The 23,940-nt window shown below is 66.7% G+C and carries 20 protein-coding genes and 2 pseudogenes; 6 read left to right on the top strand and 16 right to left on the bottom strand.

The annotated features are described in order from the left end of the window. Nucleotides 1–204 precede the first annotated feature (204 nt). A complete protein-coding gene (locus ACNANG_RS10575) occupies nt 205–2,709 on the top strand; it encodes an AsmA family protein (RefSeq protein ID WP_420227128.1) in 2,505 nt (834 codons plus the stop codon). A gap of 25 nt (nt 2,710–2,734) precedes the next feature. Next, nucleotides 2,735–3,607: an MOSC domain-containing protein gene (locus ACNANG_RS10570; RefSeq protein WP_420227127.1), complete on the top strand. Its 873-nt coding sequence runs from the start codon at nt 2,735–2,737 to the stop codon at nt 3,605–3,607. Nucleotides 3,608–3,682: 75 nt separating this feature from the next. Here ACNANG_RS10570 and ACNANG_RS10565 read toward each other — a convergent pair whose 3' ends face one another. From ACNANG_RS10565 to ACNANG_RS10545, 5 genes are all read right to left on the bottom strand, one after another. Then, nucleotides 3,683–3,949 carry a YfhL family 4Fe-4S dicluster ferredoxin gene (locus ACNANG_RS10565; RefSeq protein WP_189614329.1) on the bottom strand — a complete coding sequence of 89 codons (267 nt, stop codon included), beginning with the start codon at nt 3,947–3,949 and terminating at the stop codon, nt 3,683–3,685. A 45-nt stretch (nt 3,950–3,994) separates the two neighbouring features. Beyond that, on the bottom strand, nt 3,995–4,495 hold the full coding sequence (coaD, locus tag ACNANG_RS10560; protein ID WP_420227126.1) for a pantetheine-phosphate adenylyltransferase: 501 nt from the start codon (nt 4,493–4,495) through the stop codon (nt 3,995–3,997). A 384-nt stretch (nt 4,496–4,879) separates the two neighbouring features. Continuing rightward, on the bottom strand, nt 4,880–5,485 hold the full coding sequence (gene rsmD, locus ACNANG_RS10555) for a 16S rRNA (guanine(966)-N(2))-methyltransferase RsmD (protein WP_420227125.1): 606 nt from the start codon (nt 5,483–5,485) through the stop codon (nt 4,880–4,882). Nucleotides 5,486–5,513: 28 nt separating this feature from the next. Continuing rightward, the gene (locus tag ACNANG_RS10550) at nt 5,514–5,645 is read right to left on the bottom strand and encodes a hypothetical protein (protein WP_420227124.1); all 132 of its coding nucleotides are present in this window, start codon (nt 5,643–5,645) and stop codon (nt 5,514–5,516) included. A gap of 538 nt (nt 5,646–6,183) precedes the next feature. Further along, nucleotides 6,184–6,621, bottom strand: coding sequence for a hypothetical protein (locus ACNANG_RS10545; RefSeq protein WP_420227123.1), 438 nt, complete (start codon nt 6,619–6,621; stop codon nt 6,184–6,186). Nucleotides 6,622–7,075: 454 nt separating this feature from the next. Here ACNANG_RS10545 and ftsY point away from each other — a divergent pair, with 454 nt between their 5' ends. Then, nucleotides 7,076–8,212, top strand: a complete 1,137-nt coding sequence (ftsY, locus tag ACNANG_RS10540; RefSeq protein WP_420227122.1) for a signal recognition particle-docking protein FtsY — start codon at nt 7,076–7,078, stop codon at nt 8,210–8,212. Between the two features lie 489 nt (nt 8,213–8,701). Here the strand turns inward: ftsY and ACNANG_RS10535 are convergent, their stop codons facing one another. The 7 genes from ACNANG_RS10535 to ACNANG_RS10505 all read right to left on the bottom strand — a co-directional run bounded on the left by ACNANG_RS10535 (nt 8,702) and on the right by ACNANG_RS10505 (nt 15,764). After that, nucleotides 8,702–9,652 (bottom strand): succinylglutamate desuccinylase, encoded by a 951-nt coding sequence (locus ACNANG_RS10535; RefSeq protein ID WP_420227121.1) that lies wholly within the window; start codon nt 9,650–9,652, stop codon nt 8,702–8,704. A gap of 3 nt (nt 9,653–9,655) precedes the next feature. Beyond that, nucleotides 9,656–10,639 (bottom strand): Bug family tripartite tricarboxylate transporter substrate binding protein, encoded by a 984-nt coding sequence (locus ACNANG_RS10530; RefSeq protein ID WP_420227120.1) that lies wholly within the window; start codon nt 10,637–10,639, stop codon nt 9,656–9,658. A 113-nt stretch (nt 10,640–10,752) separates the two neighbouring features. Continuing rightward, complete coding sequence (locus ACNANG_RS10525) at nt 10,753–11,667, bottom strand: LysR family transcriptional regulator (protein ID WP_420227119.1); 915 nt, start codon at nt 11,665–11,667, stop codon at nt 10,753–10,755. Between the two features lie 6 nt (nt 11,668–11,673). Then, a complete protein-coding gene (locus ACNANG_RS10520) occupies nt 11,674–12,417 on the bottom strand; it encodes an amino acid ABC transporter ATP-binding protein (RefSeq protein ID WP_420227118.1) in 744 nt (247 codons plus the stop codon). Then, the gene (locus ACNANG_RS10515; RefSeq protein WP_420227117.1) at nt 12,410–13,504 is read right to left on the bottom strand and encodes an amino acid ABC transporter permease; all 1,095 of its coding nucleotides are present in this window, start codon (nt 13,502–13,504) and stop codon (nt 12,410–12,412) included. The genes ACNANG_RS10520 and ACNANG_RS10515 overlap by 8 nt, the downstream gene beginning before the upstream one ends. A 3-nt stretch (nt 13,505–13,507) precedes the next feature. Beyond that, nucleotides 13,508–14,659: an amino acid ABC transporter permease gene (locus ACNANG_RS10510; RefSeq protein ID WP_420227116.1), complete on the bottom strand. Its 1,152-nt coding sequence runs from the start codon at nt 14,657–14,659 to the stop codon at nt 13,508–13,510. Between the two features lie 76 nt (nt 14,660–14,735). Next, nucleotides 14,736–15,764: an amino acid ABC transporter substrate-binding protein gene (locus ACNANG_RS10505; RefSeq protein WP_420227115.1), complete on the bottom strand. Its 1,029-nt coding sequence runs from the start codon at nt 15,762–15,764 to the stop codon at nt 14,736–14,738. Nucleotides 15,765–15,905: 141 nt separating this feature from the next. Between ACNANG_RS10505 and ACNANG_RS10500 the strand changes: the two genes are divergently transcribed. Together ACNANG_RS10500 and ACNANG_RS10495 are read left to right on the top strand one after the other, a co-directional pair. Continuing rightward, the gene (locus ACNANG_RS10500; RefSeq protein WP_420227114.1) at nt 15,906–16,607 is read left to right on the top strand and encodes a cell division ATP-binding protein FtsE; all 702 of its coding nucleotides are present in this window, start codon (nt 15,906–15,908) and stop codon (nt 16,605–16,607) included. Next, on the top strand, nt 16,604–17,512 hold the full coding sequence (locus ACNANG_RS10495) for a cell division protein FtsX (protein ID WP_420227113.1): 909 nt from the start codon (nt 16,604–16,606) through the stop codon (nt 17,510–17,512). Before ACNANG_RS10500 ends, ACNANG_RS10495 begins: the two co-directional genes overlap by 4 nt. Nucleotides 17,513–17,743: 231 nt before the next feature. Here ACNANG_RS10495 and ACNANG_RS10490 read toward each other — a convergent pair. The 3 genes and pseudogenes from ACNANG_RS10490 to ACNANG_RS10480 all read right to left on the bottom strand — a co-directional run. After that, nucleotides 17,744–18,585 (bottom strand): annotated as a pseudogene (locus tag ACNANG_RS10490) (Bug family tripartite tricarboxylate transporter substrate binding protein). Nucleotides 18,586–18,920: 335 nt separating this feature from the next. Next, a complete protein-coding gene (locus tag ACNANG_RS10485; RefSeq protein WP_420227112.1) occupies nt 18,921–20,312 on the bottom strand; it encodes an aldehyde dehydrogenase family protein in 1,392 nt (463 codons plus the stop codon). Between the two features lie 379 nt (nt 20,313–20,691). After that, nucleotides 20,692–21,483 (bottom strand): annotated as a pseudogene (locus tag ACNANG_RS10480) (LysR substrate-binding domain-containing protein); the annotation flags it as partial. Between the two features lie 318 nt (nt 21,484–21,801). Here ACNANG_RS10480 and ACNANG_RS10475 point away from each other — a divergent pair. Then, on the top strand, nt 21,802–23,361 hold the full coding sequence (locus ACNANG_RS10475; protein WP_420227111.1) for a CYTH and CHAD domain-containing protein: 1,560 nt from the start codon (nt 21,802–21,804) through the stop codon (nt 23,359–23,361). Between the two features lie 80 nt (nt 23,362–23,441). Here the strand turns inward: ACNANG_RS10475 and ACNANG_RS10470 are convergent, their stop codons facing one another. After that, a complete protein-coding gene (locus ACNANG_RS10470) occupies nt 23,442–23,927 on the bottom strand; it encodes a glutathione peroxidase (protein WP_420227109.1) in 486 nt (161 codons plus the stop codon). Nucleotides 23,928–23,940: the final 13 nt, after the last annotated feature.

Here is a 23,940-nt window from a genome sequence, read left to right as displayed (position 1 = left end):
TCCGGGGTCGCACGGGCAGGGAGTGTGACATCCATGACCATCCGGAATGGCCGACAATTGCGCCTTGCGGGTGGAGTCATCGATCGCTCTGCCTGACTTTGTCCTGGTCCTGCTCAAGGGGCCGGATGGAAAGTGGGTATGATTTCGGGGTTACACCGGGTGGGGCGCGCAAGGCGCCGGCCCGCGTTGACCCTGGAGAATTTCATGCGGTGGTTCCGGCGCATCGCGATCGGCGCAGTGGCGGTGGCGGTGCTCGTGACGATAGGCGTTCTTGCGCTGCTGGTCCTGGTCGACCCCGACAGCTATCGCAAGCCCGTGGCCGACACCATCAAGCAGCGCTACGGCCGCACCTTGCGGATCGACGGCGACCTGAAGCTGGCGCTGTTTCCGCGGCCGGGCGTGTACGTCGAAAAACTGTCGCTTTCCGAACCGCATTCCACCCAGACCTTTGCCGTGATCGATTCCGCGCGGGTGTCGGTCGCCCTGTGGCCGCTGCTGTCCCGGCAGATCGTCCTGGACCACGTCCGGGTCAGCGGGTTGAAGGCCAACATCGTCCGGAACCGCAACGGCAAGTTCAACTTCGATGACCTGATCGCCACCGCGCAGAACAACGATCTGCAGACGGCGCCGGTGCCGATGCGCGAAGCCACCGCGGGCGCGATCGCGGCCGAAGGCACGTCGGTGCAACTGGACGTGGCCGGCATGGACTTCACGGGCGGCGAACTGGCCTACCGCGACTTTGCGACCGGTACGTCCTTGCGTTTCGAACGGGTGGCGGCCACGACCGGGCGGATGGCCCCGGGGGTGCCGTTTGCGTTCGATGCGTCCGCCCGGGTGCTGGGGCAGTCGCCCCGGCTCGATGCTGCCGTCGAAAGCCAGGGAACGATGCGGTTCGATCCGTCGGGCCGCACCGTGGCGCTGAGCAACCTCGACTTCCGGGCGACCGGCGTGCTGCCATCGGTACGCGCCACTGCGTTCACTGCCCGAGGCGACGTGGCCTACGATGTGCGGCGGTCGGCCATTGCCGCGACGAACGTAGCCATTCTGTTCCAGGGGGATGTGGCCGGAACAACGCCGTTGACGGGGATCGAAACGCGCATCGACGCTGCCCGTGCCGCCGTCGAACTGGGCGCCGGCCGGCTCGAGGTCGACAAGCTGTCGGTCACCGCCCAGGGCAAGGCCGACAGCGACCCCTTCGAGGCGTCGCTAAGCGTGCCGCGCCTGTCGATCACCGAGCAGCAGGCAAGCGGTGAAGGCATGACCGGGCGTGCGCGGCTGACGGGTCAACCCGGCATGGACGCGCGATTTTCCCTGGCGGGCATATCCGGGACGGGCGACAGGCTGCGGCTGGACCAGTTCCATGTGAATGCCGAATTCCGGCAAGGTCCCCGCGTGGTGCGGGTCACGGGCGAATCGCCACTCGAAGCCAGCCTGAAACAGCGGACCCTGACGCTGCCCGCGATGACCGCGCAAGTGCAGATCGATGACCCGGCGCTGCCCGCCAAGACCTTGCAGATCCCCCTGACCGGCAATCTGCGGGGCGATCTGGGCAAGCAAGTGCTTGCTGCCAGGCTGGACGGCCTTGTGGGTGGGGATGCCTTCTCCGTCGTGGCCGATGCGGCGCAATGGGACGCGCCCCGCATCAGTTTTTCGATGATCGCCGATACCTTCGACTTCGACGCCCTTTGGCCAGGGGCGCGAAGCAGCGCCGGCACGACGGCGCCTGGCACGACGGCGTCCCGGCGGCCCGAGGTCGACGAGCCCGTGGATATGTCGGGCCTGCAGGGGGTGACGGTAAACGGATCCGTCAAATTCAAGTCCCTGGTGGCGCGCGGCATCAAGGCGAAAGATGTCGGCGCCAACCTGCGGATCGCGGGCGGGCGGGCCGAACTGTCCAATCTGCGGGCCGCCTTGTACGGCGGACGTCTCAATGGCGCTTTGTTTGCCGACAGCAATGCACAGCGGGTGGGGGCATCGGGATCCCTGACCAGCGTGCAACTGCAGCCGCTACTGTCTGACCTGACGGGTACCCGCGCGCTGGCGGGCCGCGGTACGCTGAACCTGGCTTTGGCCGCCAGCGGCAAGACCGTCGACGCGCTCAAGCGCAACCTAGAAGGCACCGTGCAGGCCCAGGTGCGCGACGGGGCGATCCAGGGCGTGAATCTGGCCCAGTCGCTGCGCGAATTCCGGTCGCTGGCCGGGGGCGCCAGGCTGCCGGGCGCCGGTGACATGACAGCCCAGCAGGACGCGGCCCGGCGCACCGACTTCACGGACATGACCGCGCACGTCACCTTTGCCAACGGATTGGGCACCGTGCGCGATTTCAATTTGAAGTCGCCGCTGTTGCGGGTGACCGAAGGCGATCCGGCCCGTATCGACGTGCCGGCGGGCACGCTGGACCTGATGCTGCGTGTCAACATCACGGCCGCATTGGCTGGCCAGGAAGGCAAGGAACTGGCCTTGTTGCGCGGTTTGGCGGTGCCGGTGCATGTCAGCGGGCCGATCGACCAGCCGACCACCCGCATCCGCTGGAGCCAGGCAGGAAGCGACGCGCTGCGCGGAGCGATCAGCGCCGGCGCCGACACCTTGCGGGATGGCGCTACGGCGCCTGCGGGGCAGGGCGGCCAGGGCGATGGCGCGCCAATGGAAGGTGGCAGTCCTGCCCGTGAACCGCTGCGAGAGCGGCTCAAGGGTCTTTTCAATCGTTAGGCGAATCAGGCATCAGGCAAAATTCATGACCGTCACCGTTTCCGGGCTCTACATCTATCCGATCAAGTCCTGCGGCGGCATCGCTCTGCAACACAGCGCCATCGGCATGGCGGGGCTGCAGAACGATCGCCGCTGGATGCTGGTCACGCCCGACGGCCTGTTCCTCACGCAACGCGGCCTGCCCGCCATGGCGCGCATCGGGACCGGCATCCACGATGGCTTCCTGACCGTCACCTATCCGGGCATGCCGCGGCTGGACGTGCCGATCGACGTGATCGAAGACGACGACAGTGTTCGCTTACAGGTCACGGTGTGGCGGGATGCCGTGGACGCCGTGGATGAAGGGGACCTGGCGGCGCAATGGTTCAGCGCGGCGCTGCAGACGCCCTGCCGTCTGGTCAAGGTGCATCCGCAAGCGCATCGCGTGGCGGGCGTGGACTACGTGACCGACTGGCTGGCGGCCCATCCGGAAACGGCCGGCTTCGCCCCCCGGCACGTGTACGCGTTTGCCGATGGCTATCCGGTGCTCGTGACCAACGAGGCGTCCCTGGCGGAACTGAACCGCAGGTTGGTCGAACGGGGGCAACAGGAAGTCGGCATGGACCGTTTCCGCGCCAACGTCGTGCTGAGCGGCCTGGATGCCTTCGAAGAGGACTACGTGGCCTTGCTGCAGGTGGGCGACATCCGCTTCGGACTGGTCAAGCCCTGCGTGCGCTGCGAAGTGCCCAATACCGATCAGGTTACCGGGCAACGCCATGCCGAACCCATGACGACCCTGACCGGCTTCCGCAGCCAGCGGACCGGGGGCGTGACCTTTGGCGAAAACGCGATTGTCGATGCGCCGGCGCACGCCGTCATTGCCGTGGGCGATGCGGTCGACATAACGCTGGAGTTTTGAGGCCGCGCGGGCCTGAATGAATGGGTCTGGGCGGGCTGCCTGAGCGGTCAGCCGGCGACTGTCAGCTGGCAAACGTCAAGGGTTCGCCTGTTCCAGCCGCTGCGTCAGGTGCTGGTACTTGGCCATCAACTGGCCCTGGTCTTCGCGCCATTCCGGGTTGAATTCGATGCACTCGACCGGGCACACCACCTGGCATTGCGGCTCGGCGTGGTGGCCGACGCATTCCGTACAGAGGCCAGGATTGATCTCGTAGATCGCCTCGCCCATGTAGATGGCGTCATTGGGACATTCGGGTTCACAGACGTCGCAATTGATGCATTCGTCGGTAATGAGCAGTGCCATATGCGGCAATCCTTGGGCAGTTCTTGCCGGATCCGGAAGCCGGATTCAGCCGATGTCGCGACCGCCCAGCTGGGTGACCTTGGCCTGCAGCCAGCGCTCGACGGACGGGAACACAAACTTGCTCACGTCACCGCCCAGCTGAGCGATTTCCCGCACGATCGACCCGGAAATGAACTGGTACTGATCGGACGGCGTGAGGAACATGGTTTCGACATCAGGCAGCAGGTATCGGTTCATTCCTGCCATCTGGAATTCGTATTCGAAGTCGGACACGGCGCGCAGGCCGCGCACGATCACACGGGCGTTCTGCTCCCGGACGAAATCCTTGAGCAGGCCGGAAAAGCTGGCGACCTGCACATTCGGGTAATGGCCCAGGATCTCGCGCGCAATTTCCACCCGCTCGCTGACGGTGAAGAAGGGCGCCTTGTTGCGGCTGACCGCGACACCCACCACCAGCTTGTCGAACAGGCCGGCGGCGCGGCGGACGAGGTCTTCGTGTCCGCGGGTCATGGGGTCGAACGTACCGGGATAAACGGCGATGATCATGCGTAGGCTCCGAGGGGATGGGGCATGCTGCCTCTTGTAATGCGGACTCGCGTATGCAGATGCTGTGTGCGGACCTGCTTGGCGGGTTCGGGCATGACCGGGCCAGGACACCGGTCAGGAACCCGTCAGCACTTTACCCGGATTATTTCCTTATTTCCGCGTTGCAGCAAATCGGGCCCGCCATCCGGCAGATTCTAGACCTAATGGGTTACGACGGCACCGTTGTCAGGCTGATATCAGGGTCAGTCCGCACAGGAAGGCCGAGACGCCGCCGTCATTGCATGGCTTGCGGCCGTCCGCCCACCGTGCAGGCGGATACGCGGTCACGACCGAGGCAGCGCTGAGCATGCATGGAATGACGCGCGATGGTGCGATAGCGAGTGCTTACTCAGCAGTGGCCTGGCGGCGGAACAGATGCGAATGCACGGCCCCCGCCCGGTCGATGCGGAGCAGTTCCATGCCGGGTGGCGGCGGAACGACGGCTTCGGCTTCGATGTACAGCAGACCGTCATCGGCCAGCACCGCCAGCGCCTTGGGAATGGCACGTTCCAGCCAGTCTCCGCCAAAAGGGGGATCCAGGAAGATCAGGTCGAAGCGGGTCGGCGCCTGGCGCGGAATGGCCACCATGGCGTCGGCGGCGATCAGGGTGACGTTGGTGATGTGCAGCTTGTCGCAGATGGCCTTGAGGGCAGCGATGGCGCCCCGGTCGTGTTCCACCATGACGACGCTGGCGACGCCGCGCGACACGGCTTCCAGTCCCAGCGCCCCCGTGCCGGCAAACGCATCCAGCACCTGCCGGCCGTCGAATTCGCCGTCCCACAGATGGGTGATCCAGTTGAACAGCGTTTCGCGCACACGGTCGGGCGTCGGACGCAGGCCGGCGCGATCGATGACCGGGATGGTCGTCCGTTTGAATTGCCCGCCGATGATGCGGATTTTGTGCGGGATGACCGCTTTTGGCCGGACGCGCGGCTTGGTGGATGGTGGCATGATGTCTGACCGGTAGAATCAGGGGATTCTATGTCGTCTGCGCCGCGCGTGCTGGCGCGACGACCTGGCGGATGGTGGACGGTGCGGGCGTGGACGGGTTGATCCGCGGCGACCCGTGCCCGCCAGGCCCGCCGTGACGCTTCATCAGACAGGTTTTCATGTTCAGTTTCTTCAAGAAAAAATCTTCAAGACCGATACGCCGGAGCCGAAGGCCGACGAGGTCACTCAGGACCAGGACGCGCAGCGGCGCGAGGCGGAAGCGCGGGACGCGGCAAGGGAAGGGGCGGCGTCAGTTCCGGCGCCTGCTGCGACGCCTGCGCCTGCGTCGGTTCCGGCTTCTGCTCCTGCTGGGGGCGCGCGGCCTGGTGTTGAACCGGTTGCGCCTGCGGCACCAGCCTCCTCGCCTGCTACCCCCAGTGTGCCTGATGGGTCGACGGCAGGCACGCCGGCGGCGCCGGTCGCCGCGCCCGCGGTGCCGGCTGATGCGCCCGCGGTGGCCGCTACTGCGCCCGCGGTGGCCGCTATTGCGCCCGCAGTGCCGGCTGCTGCGTCTGCGCCTGCGGCTGCTGCGGTCCCAGCCGCCGGTGCCGCGACGCCGGCTTCTGCCCCGACTCCAGCCCCGACCTCTTTCCTGCCGCCCGTCACGCCCGTCACGCCCGTGCCGGCCGAGGCGCCTGCGGCATCGTTCCTGCCGCCCGTCACGCCAACGCCTGACATCGTTGCGCCTGCAGAGTCTTTCCTTCCGCCCGTTTCGCCGTTGCCGGACGTCCCAGCAACCGAATCTTTCCTGCCACCGGCCGCGCCAACGCCTGCACCTGCGCCTGCGGGTCCGGCAACGTCGGCACCTGCACCTGCGCCTGCACCTGCACCTGCGCCTGCAGGTCCGGCAACGTCGGCACCCGCACCTGCGGTTCCGTCAACGTCTGCACCTGTACCTGCACCTGCAGTAGCGCCAATGTCGGCTCCTGCGTCTTCGGCGCCTGCACCTGCACCTGCACCTGCACCTGCACCTGCGGCGCCCGCCGCTGCTGCTGTGCCGGCGAATGTTGCGTCTCCAGCCGTATCGCCCGCTGCTGCGGCACCGACGCCGTCAGTTTTGGTTCCACCTCCCGCGCCAGCGGCAGCGCCAGTAGCACCTGCCGCGCCTGCGGCGACGCCACTGCAAACGCCCCCGCCGCCGCCCCGACAGTTTCCACGCCTTCGGTAGCATCTGCCGCGCCCTCCGCGACGCCGGTGCAAGCCCCACCGGCTGCAGCGCCGAGTGCGGCTCCTGTTGCACCCCCACAGCCGGTCCCGTCTGCCGCGACTCCCGTCGCACCGGCTCAGTCCGTAACGCCTCCGGCACCGGCTGCGGCCTCTGCGGCGCCAGCCACAGTACGACCCGCGCAAACGGCGGCTCCAACCCCGGCAGCGGCTCCAACCCCGGCAGCGGCCCCAGCCCCAACCGCGAAGCCGACCGCTGCGGCCTCGACGCCTGCCTCCAGTCCGGCGCAGGCTTCAACACCCGCGCCAGCCCCCACCCCCGCTCCCGCCCCCGCTCCAGCCTCCGCTCCAGCCTCCGCCCCCGCTCCTGCCGGCGCGGTTTCCGCCGTGCGGTCGTTCTTCACCCGGCTGTCTCCCAGCGCCGAACCGGCGCGAGAGGCGCCGCCGGTGGCGGCCCCGACGCCTGTGCTGCCGGACCATGCGGTCACACCCACCGTCCCGGCGCCCGCACCAAGCGTGACACCGGCGCCCGCCGTGTCGACACCGATCGCGATCGCGCCCGCACCTTCGGCTCCGATCCCCGAGCCTGCGCCCGCCGCCGCAAAAGCCGCCAAGGCGAGCTGGCTGAATCGGCTGAAGACGGGGTTGTCGCGCACGGGTCAGAACTTCACGTCGCTGTTCATTGGCGTGAAGGTCGACGAGGACCTGTTTGAAGAGCTGGAAACCGCATTGATCATGGCGGACACGGGCGTGGACGCGGCGACGTCGCTGCTGAAGAGCCTGCGTGCCCGCGTGAAGCAGGAACGGATCGAAGATGCGCAGCAGGTGAAGGTGGTGCTGCGCGACGTGCTGGCGGCGCACTTGCGGCCGCTGGAAAAGACGTTTGCGCTGGACCGGCCGTACCCGGTGGTGACGATGCTGGCCGGTGTGAACGGCGCGGGCAAGACGACGTCGATCGGCAAGCTGGCGCGCACCTTCCAGAATCAGGGCAAGAAGGTGCTGCTGGCGGCGGGCGATACGTTCCGGGCGGCGGCGCGCGAGCAGCTGGTGGAGTGGGGCGCCCGCAACAACGTGACGGTGATCGCGCAGGACGGCGGTGATCCGGCCGCGGTGGCGTTCGACGCGGTGCAGTCGGGCAAGGCGCGGGGCATGGGTGTCGTGATGATCGACACGGCCGGGCGGTTGCCGACGCAGTTGCACCTGATGGAAGAGATCAAGAAGATCAAGCGGGTGATTGGCAAGGCCGAGCCGACGGCGCCGCACGAAGTGCTGCTGGTGATCGACGGCAATACAGGCCAGAACGCCTTGGCGCAGATCAAGGCGTTCGATCAGGCGATCGGCCTGACCGGCCTGATCGTGACCAAGCTGGACGGCACGGCCAAGGGCGGCATTCTGGCCGCCGTGGCTGCAGGTGCGCAGGGCGTGCGGCCGATTCCGGTGTACTGGATCGGCGTGGGCGAAGGGATCGAGGATCTGCAGCCGTTCGTGGCGGATGAATTCGCGGGCGCGGTGCTTGGGCTGTAAACGGCCGGCACGCAAGGTCGTAAGATTCAGGCGGCCCATGCTTGGCTAGCCTTGGCTTCGCTTCGGCCTAGGTGCGGCCTGTCGCGTCTCTCGGCTTTTCGCCTGCGGGGCATCCGACAGCGGTTGGGCGGCAGCCGTCTGCCCTGCACCTGCTAAGCAGACAGCGGTCGGCCCCTGCCGCCCAGCAACTTGCTCTCCGCAAGTACCCCGCCGCAAGTACCCCGCAACTCGTTCCCCGCAAGTACCCCACCGCAACTACCCCACCGCAAGTACCCCACCGCAACTACCCCGCTGCAACTACCCCGCTGCAACTACCCCGCCGCGAATTGCCCGCCGCACTTACGCGTCCTCAAAAACATGACGGCCCCGGAAAGTCGTTGAACGACTCGCCAGGGCCTGGGGAAACTGCGCGGTTCACGACACAAGGTCCCGAACCGCCATCACTTACATCAACGCATCAAAGCATCAACGCATTAAGACATCCACGCATCACGCCACGCGGCGCGCGAGCCGCACGACCGTCACGCCGGGCAGCAGTTGCCGCAACGACGGCATGACCAGCGTGCAGTTGTCATAAGGCGTCACGACCGGTTCGCCGTCCGACCAGCCGATCACCGTGCCGGCCTTTTCCAATTCTTCAAGACCTTGCCAGTCCTGTGAAAACCTGAAGTCCATGCTGCGCGCCACGACGGCATCGGTCACCTGGATGGCCAGCTGTTCGTCGGGCAGGGGCATGAACCAGTCGGCCGGGAAGTCGCCGTCATCCACGATGCCGGACGCCAGCACGAAGCGGGCGACCTGGTCGCGGGCCACGTCGCGGCTTTCGAGTGCGCCGTGGAAGCCGCATTCGATCAGCAGGCTGCGCGTGCCGTTGTCTTCCATTTCGCCAAAACGGCCGAAGTCACGCATGCGCACGCCGTCTTTGTGGCCGGCGTCGACGATGACGTGACGCGGGGCGCCCATCTGGCGAGCCAGTTCCAGGTTGCGCGGCTGCATGCCGGTCAGCAGCAGCGGCGCACACGGTTCGTGCATGGAATGCAGGTCCAGCAGCCAGTCCGCTTTTTCGACGAACGGGCGCAGGGCCACGGCGCGCTGGCGTTCGCGGGTCGTGGGGTCGGCCAGCTTGTCGGCGCTCCAGACCCGGTTCAGGTCCTGGTCAAGGAAGCGGGACTTGTCGTGCTGGGCCGCATCGAACGTATCGAAGGCACCCAGGTTGGCGAAGACCAGGGTCAGCGCGCCGCGGCGGGGGCGCAGACCCAGCGCCAGGGCGTCCTTGATCGCCCACGCGCCGGCCAGTTCGTTGCCGTGGACCAGCGCACTGATCATGACGTGGCGGCCAGGCACGCCGGAGTCGAAATGCCAGACCCCGTCGACGCCGGTATTGCCGGCCCGCTCGACGCTCAGATCGGGGTAGGGCAGCAGGAAATCGTGGCTGGCCATGGTTTATTCCTGGATGTTGGCGACGTCGACGATGCGCTTGTACTTGGCGGTTTCGGCCGCCTGGAACTTGGCCAGGTCGAAGCCGGCAGCGGCAACGCTGGCGCCGGTTTCCTGCATCTTGGTGCGGAACTCAGGCGTGTTGACGACTTCGTTCAATGCCTGCTGCAGCTTCTGGGCCACGGGCTCGGGCAGGCCGGCGGGGCCGTACAGGGCGAACCACAGGTCGATGTTGACGTTCTTGAGTTCTGGCGTTTCGGCCATGGTGGGGATCTCAGGCGCAAGCGGGGTGCGCTTGGTCTGCAGCAGGCCGATCGGCTGGACCTTGCCGGCGCGGATCTGGGGCAGGGCGCTCGACAGCACGAACACGCCGAATTGCAGCTGGCCGCCGACCAGGTCGTTGGTCAGGGGCGCAACGCCGCGGTAAGGCACGTGCACCAGGTCGAGCTTGGCGGCTTCCTTGACCATTTCGCCGCCCAGGTGCAGGCCGGTGCCCACGCCCGACGATCCGAAGCTGTACTTGCCCGGGTTGGCGCGCACCTGGGCCAGGAATTCCGGCGCGGTCTTGACGCCCGAGTTGAGCGACGACACCAGCACCAGCGGCTGCGTGCTGATCAGGCCGATCGGCGTGAAGTCTTTCAGGCCGTCGTACTTGACGGCTTTGTTGATCAGCTTGGCGATGGCCATTTCGTTCGAGGCGCCCACCAGCAGGGTGTAGCCGTCGGGCGCAGCCTTGATGACGCGCTGGGCGCCGATCACGCCGCCGGCGCCGCCGACGTTTTCAATCACGACCTGCTGGCCGATCTTTTTGGACAGCTCGGCGCCGAACAGGCGAGCCGTCAGGTCGGTGCTGCCGCCTGCCGGATAGCCGACCACGATGGTGATCGGGCGGCTGGGGTAGTTGCCCTGGGCGAAGGCGGCCGGCACGGCAGCCACGGAGGTCAAGGCAAGGGTGACGGCCAGCGCGCGGCGGCGGAAGCAGGGGGACATGAGGACTCCGGAGGGGGATGGCAGATTTCAGAAACGTCTATGCTGCCGAAGGGGGATGCCGTCAATGTGCCGTTTCAGCACCATGCCGTGCCGTATCGGTTCAGGCCAGGCGGCTAGCGATGCGATTCGGTGGCGGTCCAGATGGCTTCCAGCATGTCGCTCTGCCGCGCTCGCGCCCGGTACAGGCGGACTTCGAAGGGGACTTCGTCGCTGCGTCCCCCCAGCACCGCCATGGTCTTGCGGCGGCAGTCGCTGGCGACCATCGACCATGGCAACCACGCAACACCCAGGCCCTTGCGGACGAATTCGTAGATGGCGTCGGCCGAATCGCAGCGCACGAACGGGGTAAGCGAGATGGGTGCGCCGTTGCGTTCGAAGTGGTCGGACAGCAGCCGGCCCATCGCAAGCGTCTGGCCATACGAGATCAGTGGGGCGGCGCGGTCGGTGTGGCCCAGCGCGAATCGCGGCGCGCCCTGCGCATCGGCAATGCTGACCGGCACCAGCTTTTCATGGGCCAGGGTCAGGTGGCGGTAGCGGTGCCCGTTGATCGGGATGGACAGCGCGCGGTGTTCATAGCAGCACAGCAGGTCCACCTTGCCCTGTTCCAGGTGCACGGCCAGGTCTTGCGTGGCGCCGGTCAGGATCTCGATCTGCGCCTTGCCTCGGATCGGGCTGCGCGGCATATAGGTCAGCCGGGCCAGCCAGTCGGCGGCCAGGGTGTGGGCCAGGGTGCGGCCCGTGCCCAGCCGTACCCGGGTGTCGGCCGCGCCGCCGTGCTGCTGCAGCTGAGTGCGCGCCTGCGTGACGCTTTCCACGGTGCGTTCGGCGGTCTTGAGCAGGACTTCGCCTTCGGCCGTCAGTTGCACCGGCGTGCGGTTGCGTTCGACCAGCGGTGCGCCTGCCCAGGTTTCCAGTGCACGGATGCGGCGGCCGAATGCCGGATGCGTCACATGCCGCAATTCGGCCGCGCGCACGAAGCTTTGGGTGCGCGCCAGGGCAATCAGGTCTTCAAACAGCTTGAGGTCCATGGCCCGTCAATGCAGGATCTGGCTCAGGAACATCCGCGTGCGTTCGTGCTGCGGGTGGGTAAAGAAGGCGTCGGGCGCGTTCTGTTCCACGATCCGCCCCTGGTCCATGAACAGCACGCGGTCGGCCACCTGGCGGGCAAACCCCATTTCGTGCGTGACGCACAGCATGGTCATGCCGCTGTCGGCCAGGGACGTCATGACATCCAGCACTTCCTTGACCATTTCGGGGTCGAGCGCCGAGGTGGGTTCGTCGAACAGCATGATCTTGGGCGCCATGCACAAGGACCGCGCAATGGCCACGCGTTGCTGCTGTCCGCCCGACAACTGGCCGGGATACTTGTTGGCCTGCTCGGGAATGCGGACGCGTTCCAGATAGCGCATGGCGGTGGCTTCGGCTTGCGCGCGGGGTTGCTTCAGCACCCAGATCGGCCCAAGGGTCAGGTTCTGCAACACGGTCAGATGCGGGAAAAGATTGAAGTGCTGGAACACCATGCCGACATCACGGCGCACGGCATCGATATGTTTGAGGTCGTTGGTCAGTTCGATGCCGTCGACCACGATGCGTCCCTGCTGGTGCTGTTCCAGCCGGTTGATGCAGCGGATCAGGGTGGACTTGCCCGAGCCCGAGGGTCCGCAGATCACGATGCGTTCTCCGCGCGCGACCGTCAGGTCGATGTCGCGCAGCACGTGGTACGGGCCGAACCATTTGTTGACGCCCGATAGCTCGATCAGGGGCTTGGCATCACTCACGACGGTTCTCCAATCGGCGTTCCAGCGCCTGGCTGTATTTGGACATGGAATAGCAGAACACGAAGTAGATGGCCGCGACGAACACGTAGGCCTCGGTCGAAAACCCGGGCCAGGCGGCATCGGTCAATGCGGCCTTGGTCGACTGCGTCAGGTCGAAGATGCCGATGATGACGACCAGTGACGTGTCCTTGAACACGCCAATGAACAGGCTGACCAGCGGCGCGATCACGACCTTCAGCGCTTGCGGCAGCACCACCAGCCGCATCTGCTGCCAGTAGCTCAGGCCGATGGCGTCGGCGCCTTCGTACTGCCCTTTGGGAATCGCCTGCAGCCCGCCGCGCACCAGCTCGGCCAAATAGGCGGCGGCGAACAGGATGATCGCGATCTGCGCCCGCAGCAGCTTGTCGACACCAAAGCCTTCCGGAAAGAACAGGGGCAGCATGACCGACGACATGAACAGCAGGCTGATCAGCGGCACGCCGCGTATCAGTTCGATGTACACGACGCACAGCGCCTTGATCACCGGCAAGGACGATCGCCGGCCCAGCGCCAGCAGCACGCCCAGCGGAAACGCAAAGGCCACGCCCACGGTGGACAGGATCAGGGTGAGCGGCAGGCCGCCCCACTTGGTCGTCTCGACATACGACAGACCCAGGAAGCCGCCCCACATCAGTCCCGCGACCAGCGCGATGCTGACGGCCCAGATCGCGGCCAGCCAGCGGTTCCAGAACCGCCGCAGGCAACTGACGATCAACGCCGCGATCAGGACGATGGACGCGATCAGTGGGCGCCATTGCTCGTCGTACGGATACAGGCCAAACAGAATCAGCCGGTGCTTTTCGGCGATGAAGGCCCAGCAGGCGCCGCCCGTGTCGCGACAGGCGTCGGCCGACGGCGCAACGAAGGTGGCGCGGATCAGCGCCCATTCGATGACCGCCGGCAGCACCATGACCAGGACCCACACGCCCAGCAGGGTCAGCAGGATGTTGAGCGGCGACGACAGCAGGTTGGCGCGGACCCAGGCAAGCGGCGACATGCGCTGTGATGGCGCGGGCGCATCCACGATGGGTGAGGACGAGGTGGCCATGCGCTAGCGCTCGGTCAGCGCCATGCGGCGGTTGTACCAGTTCATCAGCACCGAAATCGTCAGGCTCACGACAAGATAGGCCGCCATGATGATCAGGATGCCTTCGATGGCCTGGCCGGTCTGGTTCAGCGTGGTATTCACGACCGACACGATATCCGGATAGCCGATCGCCACCGCCAGCGAACTGTTCTTGGTGATGTTCAGGTATTGGTTCGTCATGGGCGGAATGATCACGCGCAGCGCCTGCGGCAGCACCACCAGGCGCAGCGCGGCGCCCCGGCGCAGACCGATGGCCTCGGCCGCTTCCCACTGGCCGGCATCGACCGACTGGATGCCCGACCGCACCACTTCGGCAATGAACGCAGCCGTGTAGATCACCAGCCCGATCAGCAACGCGGCAAATTCCGGCGTCAGCGTCGCGCCGCCCACGAAGTCGAAGCCCTGCAGGCGCGGCATGTCCAGCGCCAGCGGCGCGCCGCCCGCCAGCCATCCCAGCACCGGCAGGCCGATCAGCATCGCCACCACCCAGCGGCCCACCGGCGGCGCCTGGCCGGCGGCATCCCGCCGGCGCCGCGCCCAATGTGCGAACCCCAGCGACGCCACGACGGCCAGCGCGAAGCCGCCCAGCGCCAGGTCGAACGCCAGTGCTTCCGCCGGCAGGGGGAACTTGATGCCGCGGTTGGACACGAACACGCCCGGCAACAGGGCAACCGCCTGCCGGGGGCCCGGCGTGTTTTCGGTGATCAGCGAATACCAGAAGAACAGTTGCAGCAGCAGCGGCACGTTGCGGAACAGTTCCACGTAGCCGCTGGCCAGCTTGGCGATCAACCAGTTTCTTGACAGCCGCGCGATGCCGATCAGGGTGCCGAGCAGGGTCGCCAGCACGATGCCGATCGCGGCGACCCGCAAGGTGTTCAGCAGCCCGACGGCAATCGCCTTGGCGTAGGTATCTTGCGGGCCGTAGGCGATGGGGGTTTCGCCGATCGCAAAGCCGGCCTCGGCATCCAGGAACCCGAAGCCCGACTGGATATTGAGCGCGTTCAGGTTCGCCCGGGTGTTGGATACCAGGGTGGCCACGGCCAGCACGACCAAGGCCACCGCCACGATCTGATAGACCGTGGCGCGGACCGCCGGGTTGCTCCAGCTCAGGCGCATGGGGCCGCAGCGATGAACCGTGCACCCGCGCCGCCGGCAACGGCTGCGGCGTTCAATGCGGGCATCGACATGCGCATCACCGCAGGGGCAGTGCGTACATCAGGCCGCCTTGGGTGTGCAGCGCATTGGCGCCGCGCGGCATCTTCATGGGACTGCCCTGGCCCAGGTTGCGCTCGAAGCTCTCGCCGTAATTGCCCACCTGCTTGACGACGTTGTAGACCCACTTTTCGTCCACGCCCAGATTCTTGCCCACGCCTGGCACCACGCCCAGCAGGCGCTGGATATTCGGATTCGGGCTTTTAAGCATCTGGTCGACATTCCTGGACGTGACGCCGTATTCCTCGGCCTCGATCATCGCGTTCAGCGTCCACTTCACGATGTCCAGCCACTGGTCGTCGCCCTGGCGCACCATGGGGCCCAGGGGCTCTTTGGACAGCAGCTCGGGCAGCACGACGTAGTCGTCGGGATTCGGCAGCTTGGTCGTGCGGATCACGTTCAGGCCCGACGCATCGGTGGTGTAGGCATCGCAGCGGCCGGCCGCGAAAGCGCGGATGACTTCGTCGAACTTGTCGATCACCACCGGCTTGAAGGTGATCTTGTTGGCGCGGAAGTAGTCGGCCAGGTTCAGTTCGGTGGTGGTGCCCGGCTGCATGCAAATGGCCGCGCCGTTCAGGTCCTTGGCGCTTTTCACGTTCAGCTTCTTGGCGACCATCAGGCCCTGGCCGTCGTAAAAGTTGACGCCTGCGCCGTTCAGACCCAGCGCGGTATCCCGCTGCAGGGTGATCGACGTGTTGCGGGGCAGGACATCCACCTCGCCCGACTGCAGGGCCGTAAAGCGCTGTTGCGTGTTGAGCGGGGTGAGCTTGATCTTGGTGGCGTCCCCGAACAAGGTGGCGGCCACGGCGCGGCACAGGTCCACGTCGATGCCGGTCCAGACGCCCTTGCTGTCGGGATTGCTGAAACCGGCCACGCCTGTGGACACGCCACATTGCACGAAGCCCTTCTTTTTGACGGCATCGAGCGTGGCGCCCGCGTGCGCGACCTGGACCATCTGGACGGCGCCCAGCAAGCCGATCGCGGCTACGGCTGATTTCAACAATTTCATCTCGTTTTCCTTTCTGCGTGCAGGGGGTGGACTATAAATCACCCGTCTGCGGGACTTGGCCTGTACCCTAGCATGGGTCCCGAGGGCTGAGAACCGCCCGGGCGATATCCTTGCAGTCAGGCGCGTTACTATTTCCTTCTCATGATCGAATTCCAGCAAGTCTATAAATCGTACGGGCGCGGCATCGACACCCTGGCCGACGTCAACTTCGGGATAGCCGCCGGCGAGTTCGTGTTCGTGTCGGGCCCGTCCGGGGCCGGCAAGTCCACCTTGCTCAAGCTGATCAGCGGCCTTGACGTTCCCACGCGCGGCACCATCCTGGTCAACGGCCAGAACGTCGGCAAGCTGCCTGGCCGCGCCCGCCCCTACTTTCGCCGCGCCGTCGGCACCATCCTGCAAGACGTGCACTTGCTCCAGGATCGCAACGCCTTTGAAAACGTGCTGTTTCCCCTGATCGTGACCGGCCATTCGCGGGCCGCCGCCGAAAAACGCGCCCGCGCCGCCATCGACAAGGTCGGGCTGGCGAACAAGGACAAGCTGCGGCCGCAGGAACTGTCGGGCGGCGACCAGCAGCGCCTGGCCATTGCCCGCGCCATCGTCAACCGCCCGGCCTTGCTGATCGTGGACGAGCCCACCGCCAACCTGGACCGCGACAGCGCGCAGCGGATTGCCGACGTGTTCCGCGACTTCAACCAGGTCGGCGTCACCACCGTGATTGCGACCCACGACGAATCGTTGATCGACGACTACGCGCACCGCGTGCTGCACATCGAAGGCGGCCGGCTGACCGACCTGGGCGCTCGCACGCCGCGCGCGTCCCGCAGCCACGGAGCGCGCCCATGAGCCCGCTGATCCGGCAACACCGGTATGCCTTGGCCGTCACGCTGCGCCGCCTGATCGCGCAGCCGTTTTCATCGATCGCCAACTTCCTGGTGATCATGCTGGCGCTGGCGATTCCGCTGCTTGGCACCACCGCCCTGCTGTCCTTGCAGCCGGTGGCCAACCACCTGGCCGCGGCGCCTGAAATCACCGTCTTCATGAAGGTGGAAGCCACGCCTGACGAGACGGCCGCGGTGGCCGATCGTATCCGCCGGGACCATCAGGGCGACGTCGACAAGGTCCGCATCATTCCGCGCGACAAGGCCCTGGCCGACCTGAAGGCCAATCCGGCCTATGCCGACGCCCTGGCCGTGCTGCCCGGCAATCCGCTGCCCGATGCGGTCGTGGTGACGCTGTCGGGCGATGAAGACCTGACCGCGCGCGCCAAACGCCTGGAGGCGAACTGGAGCCAGTGGGGCAAGGTCGACGTGGTGCAGCTGGACAGCGCCTGGGTGCAGCGGCTGGAAGCCATCATCCGCTTTGGCCGCATGGGCCTGCTGTTCCTGGGGCTGGTGGTGGCCGTGGCCGTGCTGGCCGCGGTATTCAACACCGTGCGCATGCAGGCGCTGTCGCAGCGCGAAGAGATCGGCGTGGCGCGGCTGGTGGGCGCCACCGAATCCTTCGTGCGCCGGCCGTTCCTGTACCTGGGCGCGGTCAGTTGCGCGATCTCGGCGCTGGGGGCGATTGGCGTGGTGGCGCTGGCGCTGGGGCCGCTGAACGCGGCGCTGGCGGACCTGGCCCGGACATACGGTGCGGAGTTCGCACTGCGCATGCCCGACCCGCTGTGGCTGGCGGTGTTCGTGGTGGCGGTGGCGGCGCTGGGGGCGTTTTCGGCGCGGTGGTCGGTCAAGCGCAATACGCGGTTCTGACCGGGGTGACGCGTTGCCAAGGGCTCCCGGGCAAGGCGCTTTCGGTGGGGCAAAAAGAAGGGCAGGCCTTGATGGTCTGCCCTTTTTCCTGGCTGTCGGTGTGTATTTCGGTATTCAGGTCTTCAGGTAAGCGGTCCGCGTCGCCGGCGTTGCTGCTCGGCGGCTTGGCCCGGGCGCGACGCCTTGCATCAACTTCGGCACGGCGATCGCCTGCCGCCGCCCGCGCTCCGCTCAATCCGCCTTGATATTGAACTCGGCCACCACCTGCCCGTAACGCTGGTATTCCTCCCGCACTTCGCGCTGCGCGTCGTCGACCGTGCTGCCTAGCGTTTCCACTCCCGCCGTGCGCATCTTCTCCTTCACATCGGGCGACCGCATCACGGCGTTGATCTCGCGGTTCAATCGCGCCAGCACCGGCGCGGGTGTCTTGGCTGGCGCCATCACGGGAAAGAACACGTTCAGCTCGACGCCCGGAATGCCGCTTTCGGTCAGGGTGGGCACACTGGGCAGCAAGGAACTGCGAGCCTTTTCGGTCACGGCGATGGCGACCAGTTGCCCGCCGTCAATGTATTGCGTCACGCCGCCCAGGGCCGAAAAGACCAGCTTGATCTGGCCACCCACGGTATCCATGACGGCCGGCATCACGCCCTTGTACGGGACATGGGTCAGGTCAGTCTTGGTGGCCTTGGAAAAGAGCTGGCCGGCAATGTGCTGCGGCGATCCCGACCCCGACGACGCGTAGGGCAAGCCAGGATGCGACTTGGCGTACGCGGCCAGTTCGCGCGGCGTTTTCACGCCCAGGGACGGGTGCGCCAGGATGACCAGGGGGACGACGCCGTCTTGACGATGACCGTCAGGTCATTGACGACATCCACCCCGCTGCCCGCACCCTTGGGCAGCACATGCGGGGCGCCCAGCAGGGTGCTGGGGCTGAGCAGCAAGGTGTAGCCATCGGGCTCGGCCCGCGCCACGGACGCCGCGCCGATCATGCCGCTGGCGCCTGGCCGGTTGGTGACGATCACCGTCTGGCCCAGCGTGGCCGGGAGCCGTTCGGCCAGCAGCCGGGCCAGCATGTCAGTGCTGGATCCGGGCGGCACGGGCACGACCAGGTTGATGGGCTTGGTGGGGGACCAGGCGGTGCCTGGGTTGGCGCCGGGATTGGCGCCGGCCGCAGCGCTGCTTGCTGCGCTCGAAGCGCCGCCGACGGTCTGCGCGGATGCCATCGGAATCAGGGCCGCGAACAGGGCGGCGGCGCCCAGGGTCTTGGTAAACAGGTGGATCATCGATGTCTCCTCATTGTTGTCGTGTCATCCCGGACTTGCGGCCTGTCGGGAGGCCGGGGCACCGCGGGTCGCACCCGGCCCAGCCCCGTTCGGTGCGAACCCGCCGGCATCGGCCGGGGCCCGCATTACAGGGTGATGTTGATGTTCTTGCTTTGTGTGTACGACAGCAGTTCTTCGATCGATTCGTCCCGGCCGATGCCCGACTGCTTGTAGCCGCCATACCCCGTGCCCAGAAAGTGCGGCCCGGCGTTGTTGACCCAGATGAAGCCTGACTGGATGCGGCCGGCCGCGCGATGCGCATTGGCCAGGTCACGCGTGAAGACGGCGCCGGTCAATCCGTATTCCACCGCGTTGACCTGCTTGAACATCTCGTCTTCATCGGTCCAGGAAATCACCGACAGCACCGGGCCAAAGATTTCTTCGCGGGCGATACGCATGTCCGCCGTCACCCCGGTGAACACCGTGGGTTCGATGAACCAGCCCTTGCTCAGCGCGGGATCGTCAGGCGCCTTGCCCCCGCACGCCACGGTCGCGCCCTCGGCCTTGCCGATGTCGATGTACCGCATCACCTTGTCGTGCTGCGCGCGCGACACGATGGCGCCCATGGTCGTGTCCATGTCGGTCGGGATACCCGGCCGATAGTGGCGGATCTTTTCCAGCACCTTGGCCACCACCTCGTCGTGCACCGATGCGTGCACGAACAGCCGCGACGTCGACCCGCAGGACTGCCCGCTCCACGTGAAGTTCATGCCGTTGACGGCGCCCGTGCTGGCGCGCTCCAGATCCGCGTCGGGGTAGACCACGCACGCATTCTTGCCGCCCAGTTCCAGAGTGATGCGCTTGAGCCGTTCCGCCCCCGCGCGCGCCACGGCACGGCCGGTCGCCACACTGCCGATCAGGGACACGAAGGGCACGTCCGGGTGCTCGGACAACGCCACGCCGCAGGGCGTGCCGCCGCTGATCACGTTCCACACCCCGGGCGGGAAAATGCCGTCCACCAATTCCATCAGTCGGTAGGCCGACAGCGGCGCCTGCACCGGCGGCTTCATGACCACCGTGTTGCCGGCCGCCAGCGGCGCGGCGCTCTTGGCGGCCGTGAACATCAACGGATGGTTATAGGCCACGATGCGGCCCACGACGCCATAGGGCTCGCGCACCGACATATTGATGACCCCTTCGCCCATCGGAATCGTGTCGCCTTTGATCTCGGTCACCAGGCCGGCAAAGAAATCGAATTGCGATGCCGCGTTACGCACGTCGCGCACCATTTCATGCACCGGACTGCCGCAGTTGGCGGCGTCCAGCAGTGCCAGGTCCAGCGCGTTGTCGCGCAGCACCGCCGCCACCTTGCGCATCATGACCGCGCGGTCCGCCGGTTTGGTCCGGCTCCAGGTGTCGAACGCCGTCTTGGCCGACGCCACGGCGGCGTTCACGTCGTCGGGATTGGCATCGGCGCATGGGCCCAGCGATTCGCCGGTGGCCGGGTTGAAGGTGTCGGCATACCCCCTGCGGGGCATGCCAGGCGCCGCCGTAGTACAGGTCGCGGTGGTCGGGCAGACGGGGCGCGGTGGCGGGAACGGGCGGCGTGCTGTGCGCGGCGGGGGTCGGAGCGGTCAGGGTATCCGGGGACAGGCTCATGATGGCGGGGCCTCTGGGTTCTTGTGATGGCGGGCGTCCGGCAGAACGTGGTCTGGCGGGAAGAAGTCGCCGGCGCATCGATGCGCCGGGAAGCGAAGCCATCTTAGGAAGCGGACCCCGGATCGGTCCAATGGATAGTCTGAATGTCGGAAATGGACGCGGGTGATGGGGGGCGAAGCGCACCTGCTCCGCGCAATAATGCGCCGCGAACCGCTGCCGGAACCACTGGTTCCCGGGATCCCGGTGCAGACACTCGTGCCACTGGATATTCAAATCGATTTCCGGCAATTCGAAGGGCAGGGGCACGATCTTGACGGCAGCCACTTCCGCCATTGACGAGGCCGGGCCGTGCGGGCCTGTCAGCACCAGGTCGGACAGGGCCACGATCTGCGCCAGCCCGCTTACGAACGGCACGGCGAGCATGACGCGGCGGCGGATGCCCAGGCCAGAGCATTGCGCTTCCAGAAGCGCGTCGAGCGACGCGTGGATCGACACCGAGGGCCGGTAGCTGACGTGGGCGGCGGCCAGGTATTGCTCTCGGGTCAGGGTGTCGCCAATGGTGGGGTGGTGCTGGCTGACGACGGCGACCCAGTGTTCGTTGAAGAGGCTTTGGCGATGGAAGTCGGCGCCCAGATCGGGCAGGAAGCCGGTGGCGACGTCCAGGTCGCCGCTGGCCATGGCGACCTTGGCGTCGCGCAGGGGCAGGGCGACGTTGATCACGTCGACATTCGGCGCTTCGCGGCGTAGCGACGCCACGAACGCCGGCAGGTGCGCCAGCTGGGCGATGTCGCTCATCAGCATGCGGAAGGTGCGGCGGGACGTGGCCGGGTCGAAATGGCGGTCGCGCTCGACCACCGCGCGCAAGGCGCCCAGGGCGGCGCGGATCTCGCCTTCCATTTCCAATGCCAGGGCGGACGGCTGCATGCCTGCCGGGGTACGCACGAACAGCGGGTCACCAAACGCGTCGCGCAGGCGCTGCAGCGAATTGCTGGCGGCCGATTGCGACAGTCCGACCCGTTCGCCCGCCAGCGTGACGCTGCGCGTCTGCATCAGGGCGTCAAAGATCAGGAGCAGATTCAGGTCGAGCTGATTGAGGTTCATGCGTCTCCCGGGTGGGCCATGCACGGTCATGCCGTGTCTTGTGCGGGGCTAGTCCCTGTCGCTCAAGAATACAGGCAAGCGCCCGGTGGATCGATGCGGCGCCCCGTCGCACTGATCCGTTTGACGTGAGTGAGGCCCCACGCGCCCGGAAAATGGCGACCAAATCTGACCGTTTGATGACCTGTCATCAAATTTCCGGGGTCGGAACGCTACCATCGGTCAACGCTCAATATTGGCTCGCGCCCTGTCTTCATCCAAGAACCCCGAATGCAAGAACAAGAAATCAAGCTGTCCGTACCGGTGGAGGCCCGCAAGGCCATTGCCACCACGCTGGCCGCGGGTGGCCAGAAACGTCTCCGCCTGCGTGCCATGTATTTCGACACGCCCGACCGTCAGCTTGCCCGCCAGCACGCCGCGATCCGGCTGCGCCAGGAAGGGCGCCGGTGGGTGCAGACCTTCAAGATGGCAGGCAAGGATGCCCTGACCCGGGTCGAAATGAATCATCCCCGCGGCACCCCGCAGCTGGATCTGTCGGTGTATGCCGGTACTCCCGCCGAGGCGGTCTTCGCCCATTTGAAGGGCGACCTGACCTTGCGGTACGAGACCGACGTCTGGCGCACCCGCTGTGAAATCCGCACCCGCACCGGCACGGTCGAAGCCGCGTACGACGATGGCGTCGTGCGCGCGGGCGACCTGGAACTGCCGCTGCACGAGGTGGAATTCGAACTGATGTCGGGCCGGGTGAGCGCGCTGTTCACGCTGGCCAAGAAGTGGACGGTGCAGCACAAGCTGGTGCTGGACGTACGCAGCAAGGCCGAACGGGGCGACCGCCTGGCCAACGCCGCCGCCGCGATTGCCGCCGCGCCCGAGGCCGAACGCGTGCAGGTCCGCCAGGAACAGATCGCCCGCTACTGGGCGCCGACCCTGGCAGGCAAGGTCACGCTGGCGCCGCGCGCAACGCCGGGGCAGGCGCTGGACCTGATAACCGCCGAGTGCCTGGACCAGATCGTGCGCAACGCCGCGGCGCTGTCGGGCATCGACAGTGCGGTGGGCGCTGCCACCATTGGCGCCGAGCATGTGCATCAGTTGCGGGTGGGCATGCGGCGTTTGCGGTCGGCATGGCGGCTGTTCAAGGGCTGGGCGCCGTTGCCGGACGACGCGGCGCAGGACGCTGCAGCGGATTTCTTCGGCCAGTTTGGCGAAGCGCGCGATGGCGATGTGCTGGGCGAAACGGTCGTGCCCCTGCTGACCGCCGCGGGCATGCCGCCGGTCCATCTGCCGCAGGCGGGCAATGCGCCCGACGCTGCCGTGGTGGCCGCGTCGCCCCCGTTCCAGACCTGGCTGCTGGATGTGCTGGCGTGGAGCGTGGGCGTGCGCCCCGAGCCTGCACCGCTGCTGGCGCCCATGACGTCGGTGGTGGCCGTGCCGTTGCAGCCAGGCAAGCTGGCGACGCCCGTGGTCAAGCGCCTCAAGAAGTGGCACCGGCGCCTGGTGGCGGACGGCCGCCGTTTCCATTGCCTGGAAGACGAGGCGCGGCACGATCTGCGCAAGCTGGCCAAGCGCCTGCGTTATGGCCTGTCGTTTACCGAGTCCTTGTTCGACGCCGAGCACGTCAAGCCTTACCGCAAGCGCCTGTCGGTGCTGCAGGACGCGCTGGGTGAGATCAATGACCTGGTGGTGGCGCGCGAAACCTATCTGAAGCTGGCCGAGACGCAGCCGGCGGCATGGTTCGCCGTGGGCTGGATCGGCGCGCGGCTGGAGGGGCTGTACCAAGGCGCCGAAGCGGAGTTCAAGGCGCTGGACGACACCAGGCCGTTCTGGAAATGATGCGGGACGGTGCGGTCCGGCAATGACCGGGCGGGCTCCGGCCGTTCGCCCAGGAAGCCGGCCGGTCGCCGCGTCTGCGATCAGCCAGCCAGCGCGGCCCGGATATCCGGCTCGATCGCCTGCGGTTTGTCCGTTGGCGCATAGCGCTGCAGCACCTGCCCGTCGCGTCCGACCAGGAACTTGGTGAAGTTCCACTTGATGCCTTCCGTCCCGAGCAGTCCCGGCTTGCTCGACTTGAGCCACTGGAACAGGGGATGCGCCTTGTCGCCGTTCACGTCGATCTTCGCAAACACCGGAAAGTGCACGTCGTAGGTCAGAGTGCAAAAGCTGCGGATGGCCTCGGAATCGCCCGGTTCCTGATGTCCGAACTGATCGCACGGAAAGCCCAGCACTTCCAGCCCTTGCGCCCGGTAGTCACGGTACAGCGCTTCCAGTCCCGCATATTGCGGGGTAAAGCCGCACTTGGACGCGACGTTCACAATCAGCAGCACCTTGCCCCGGTAGGCGTCCAGGGAACGGGTGACGCCATCCAGATCATTGGCGGAAAAGTCGTAGGCGCTTGTCATCGGGCACTCCTGG

Origin of the sequence: Pigmentiphaga litoralis (genome assembly GCF_048632615.1) — a bacterium.
Classification (GTDB): Bacteria; Pseudomonadota; Gammaproteobacteria; order Burkholderiales; family Burkholderiaceae_B; genus Pigmentiphaga; species Pigmentiphaga litoralis_B.
The sequence above is the reverse complement of the archived record's forward strand: the minus strand, read 5'-3'. Positions and strand labels throughout refer to the sequence as shown.

What these genes read in the sequence shown, in the direction of transcription:
- ACNANG_RS10575 (WP_420227128.1), top strand. Translation starts at nt 205, where the DNA reads ATGCGGTGGTTCCGGCGCATCGCGATCGGCGCAGTGGCGGTGGCGGTG.
- ACNANG_RS10570 (WP_420227127.1), top strand. Translation starts at nt 2,735, where the DNA reads ATGACCGTCACCGTTTCCGGGCTCTACATCTATCCGATCAAGTCCTGC.
- ACNANG_RS10565 (WP_189614329.1), bottom strand. Translation starts at nt 3,949, where the DNA reads ATGGCACTGCTCATTACCGACGAATGCATCAATTGCGACGTCTGTGAA.
- coaD (WP_420227126.1), bottom strand. Translation starts at nt 4,495, where the DNA reads ATGATCATCGCCGTTTATCCCGGTACGTTCGACCCCATGACCCGCGGA.
- rsmD (WP_420227125.1), bottom strand. Translation starts at nt 5,485, where the DNA reads ATGCCACCATCCACCAAGCCGCGCGTCCGGCCAAAAGCGGTCATCCCG.
- ACNANG_RS10550 (WP_420227124.1), bottom strand. Translation starts at nt 5,645, where the DNA reads ATGAAAACCTGTCTGATGAAGCGTCACGGCGGGCCTGGCGGGCACGGG.
- ACNANG_RS10535 (WP_420227121.1), bottom strand. Translation starts at nt 9,652, where the DNA reads ATGGCCAGCCACGATTTCCTGCTGCCCTACCCCGATCTGAGCGTCGAG.
- ACNANG_RS10530 (WP_420227120.1), bottom strand. Translation starts at nt 10,639, where the DNA reads ATGTCCCCCTGCTTCCGCCGCCGCGCGCTGGCCGTCACCCTTGCCTTG.
- ACNANG_RS10525 (WP_420227119.1), bottom strand. Translation starts at nt 11,667, where the DNA reads ATGGACCTCAAGCTGTTTGAAGACCTGATTGCCCTGGCGCGCACCCAA.
- ACNANG_RS10515 (WP_420227117.1), bottom strand. Translation starts at nt 13,504, where the DNA reads ATGGCCACCTCGTCCTCACCCATCGTGGATGCGCCCGCGCCATCACAG.
- ACNANG_RS10510 (WP_420227116.1), bottom strand. Translation starts at nt 14,659, where the DNA reads ATGCGCCTGAGCTGGAGCAACCCGGCGGTCCGCGCCACGGTCTATCAG.
- ACNANG_RS10505 (WP_420227115.1), bottom strand. Translation starts at nt 15,764, where the DNA reads ATGAAATTGTTGAAATCAGCCGTAGCCGCGATCGGCTTGCTGGGCGCC.
- ACNANG_RS10500 (WP_420227114.1), top strand. Translation starts at nt 15,906, where the DNA reads ATGATCGAATTCCAGCAAGTCTATAAATCGTACGGGCGCGGCATCGAC.
- ACNANG_RS10495 (WP_420227113.1), top strand. Translation starts at nt 16,604, where the DNA reads ATGAGCCCGCTGATCCGGCAACACCGGTATGCCTTGGCCGTCACGCTG.
- ACNANG_RS10485 (WP_420227112.1), bottom strand. Translation starts at nt 20,312, where the DNA reads ATGCCCCGCAGGGGGTATGCCGACACCTTCAACCCGGCCACCGGCGAA.
- ACNANG_RS10475 (WP_420227111.1), top strand. Translation starts at nt 21,802, where the DNA reads ATGCAAGAACAAGAAATCAAGCTGTCCGTACCGGTGGAGGCCCGCAAG.
- ACNANG_RS10470 (WP_420227109.1), bottom strand. Translation starts at nt 23,927, where the DNA reads ATGACAAGCGCCTACGACTTTTCCGCCAATGATCTGGATGGCGTCACC.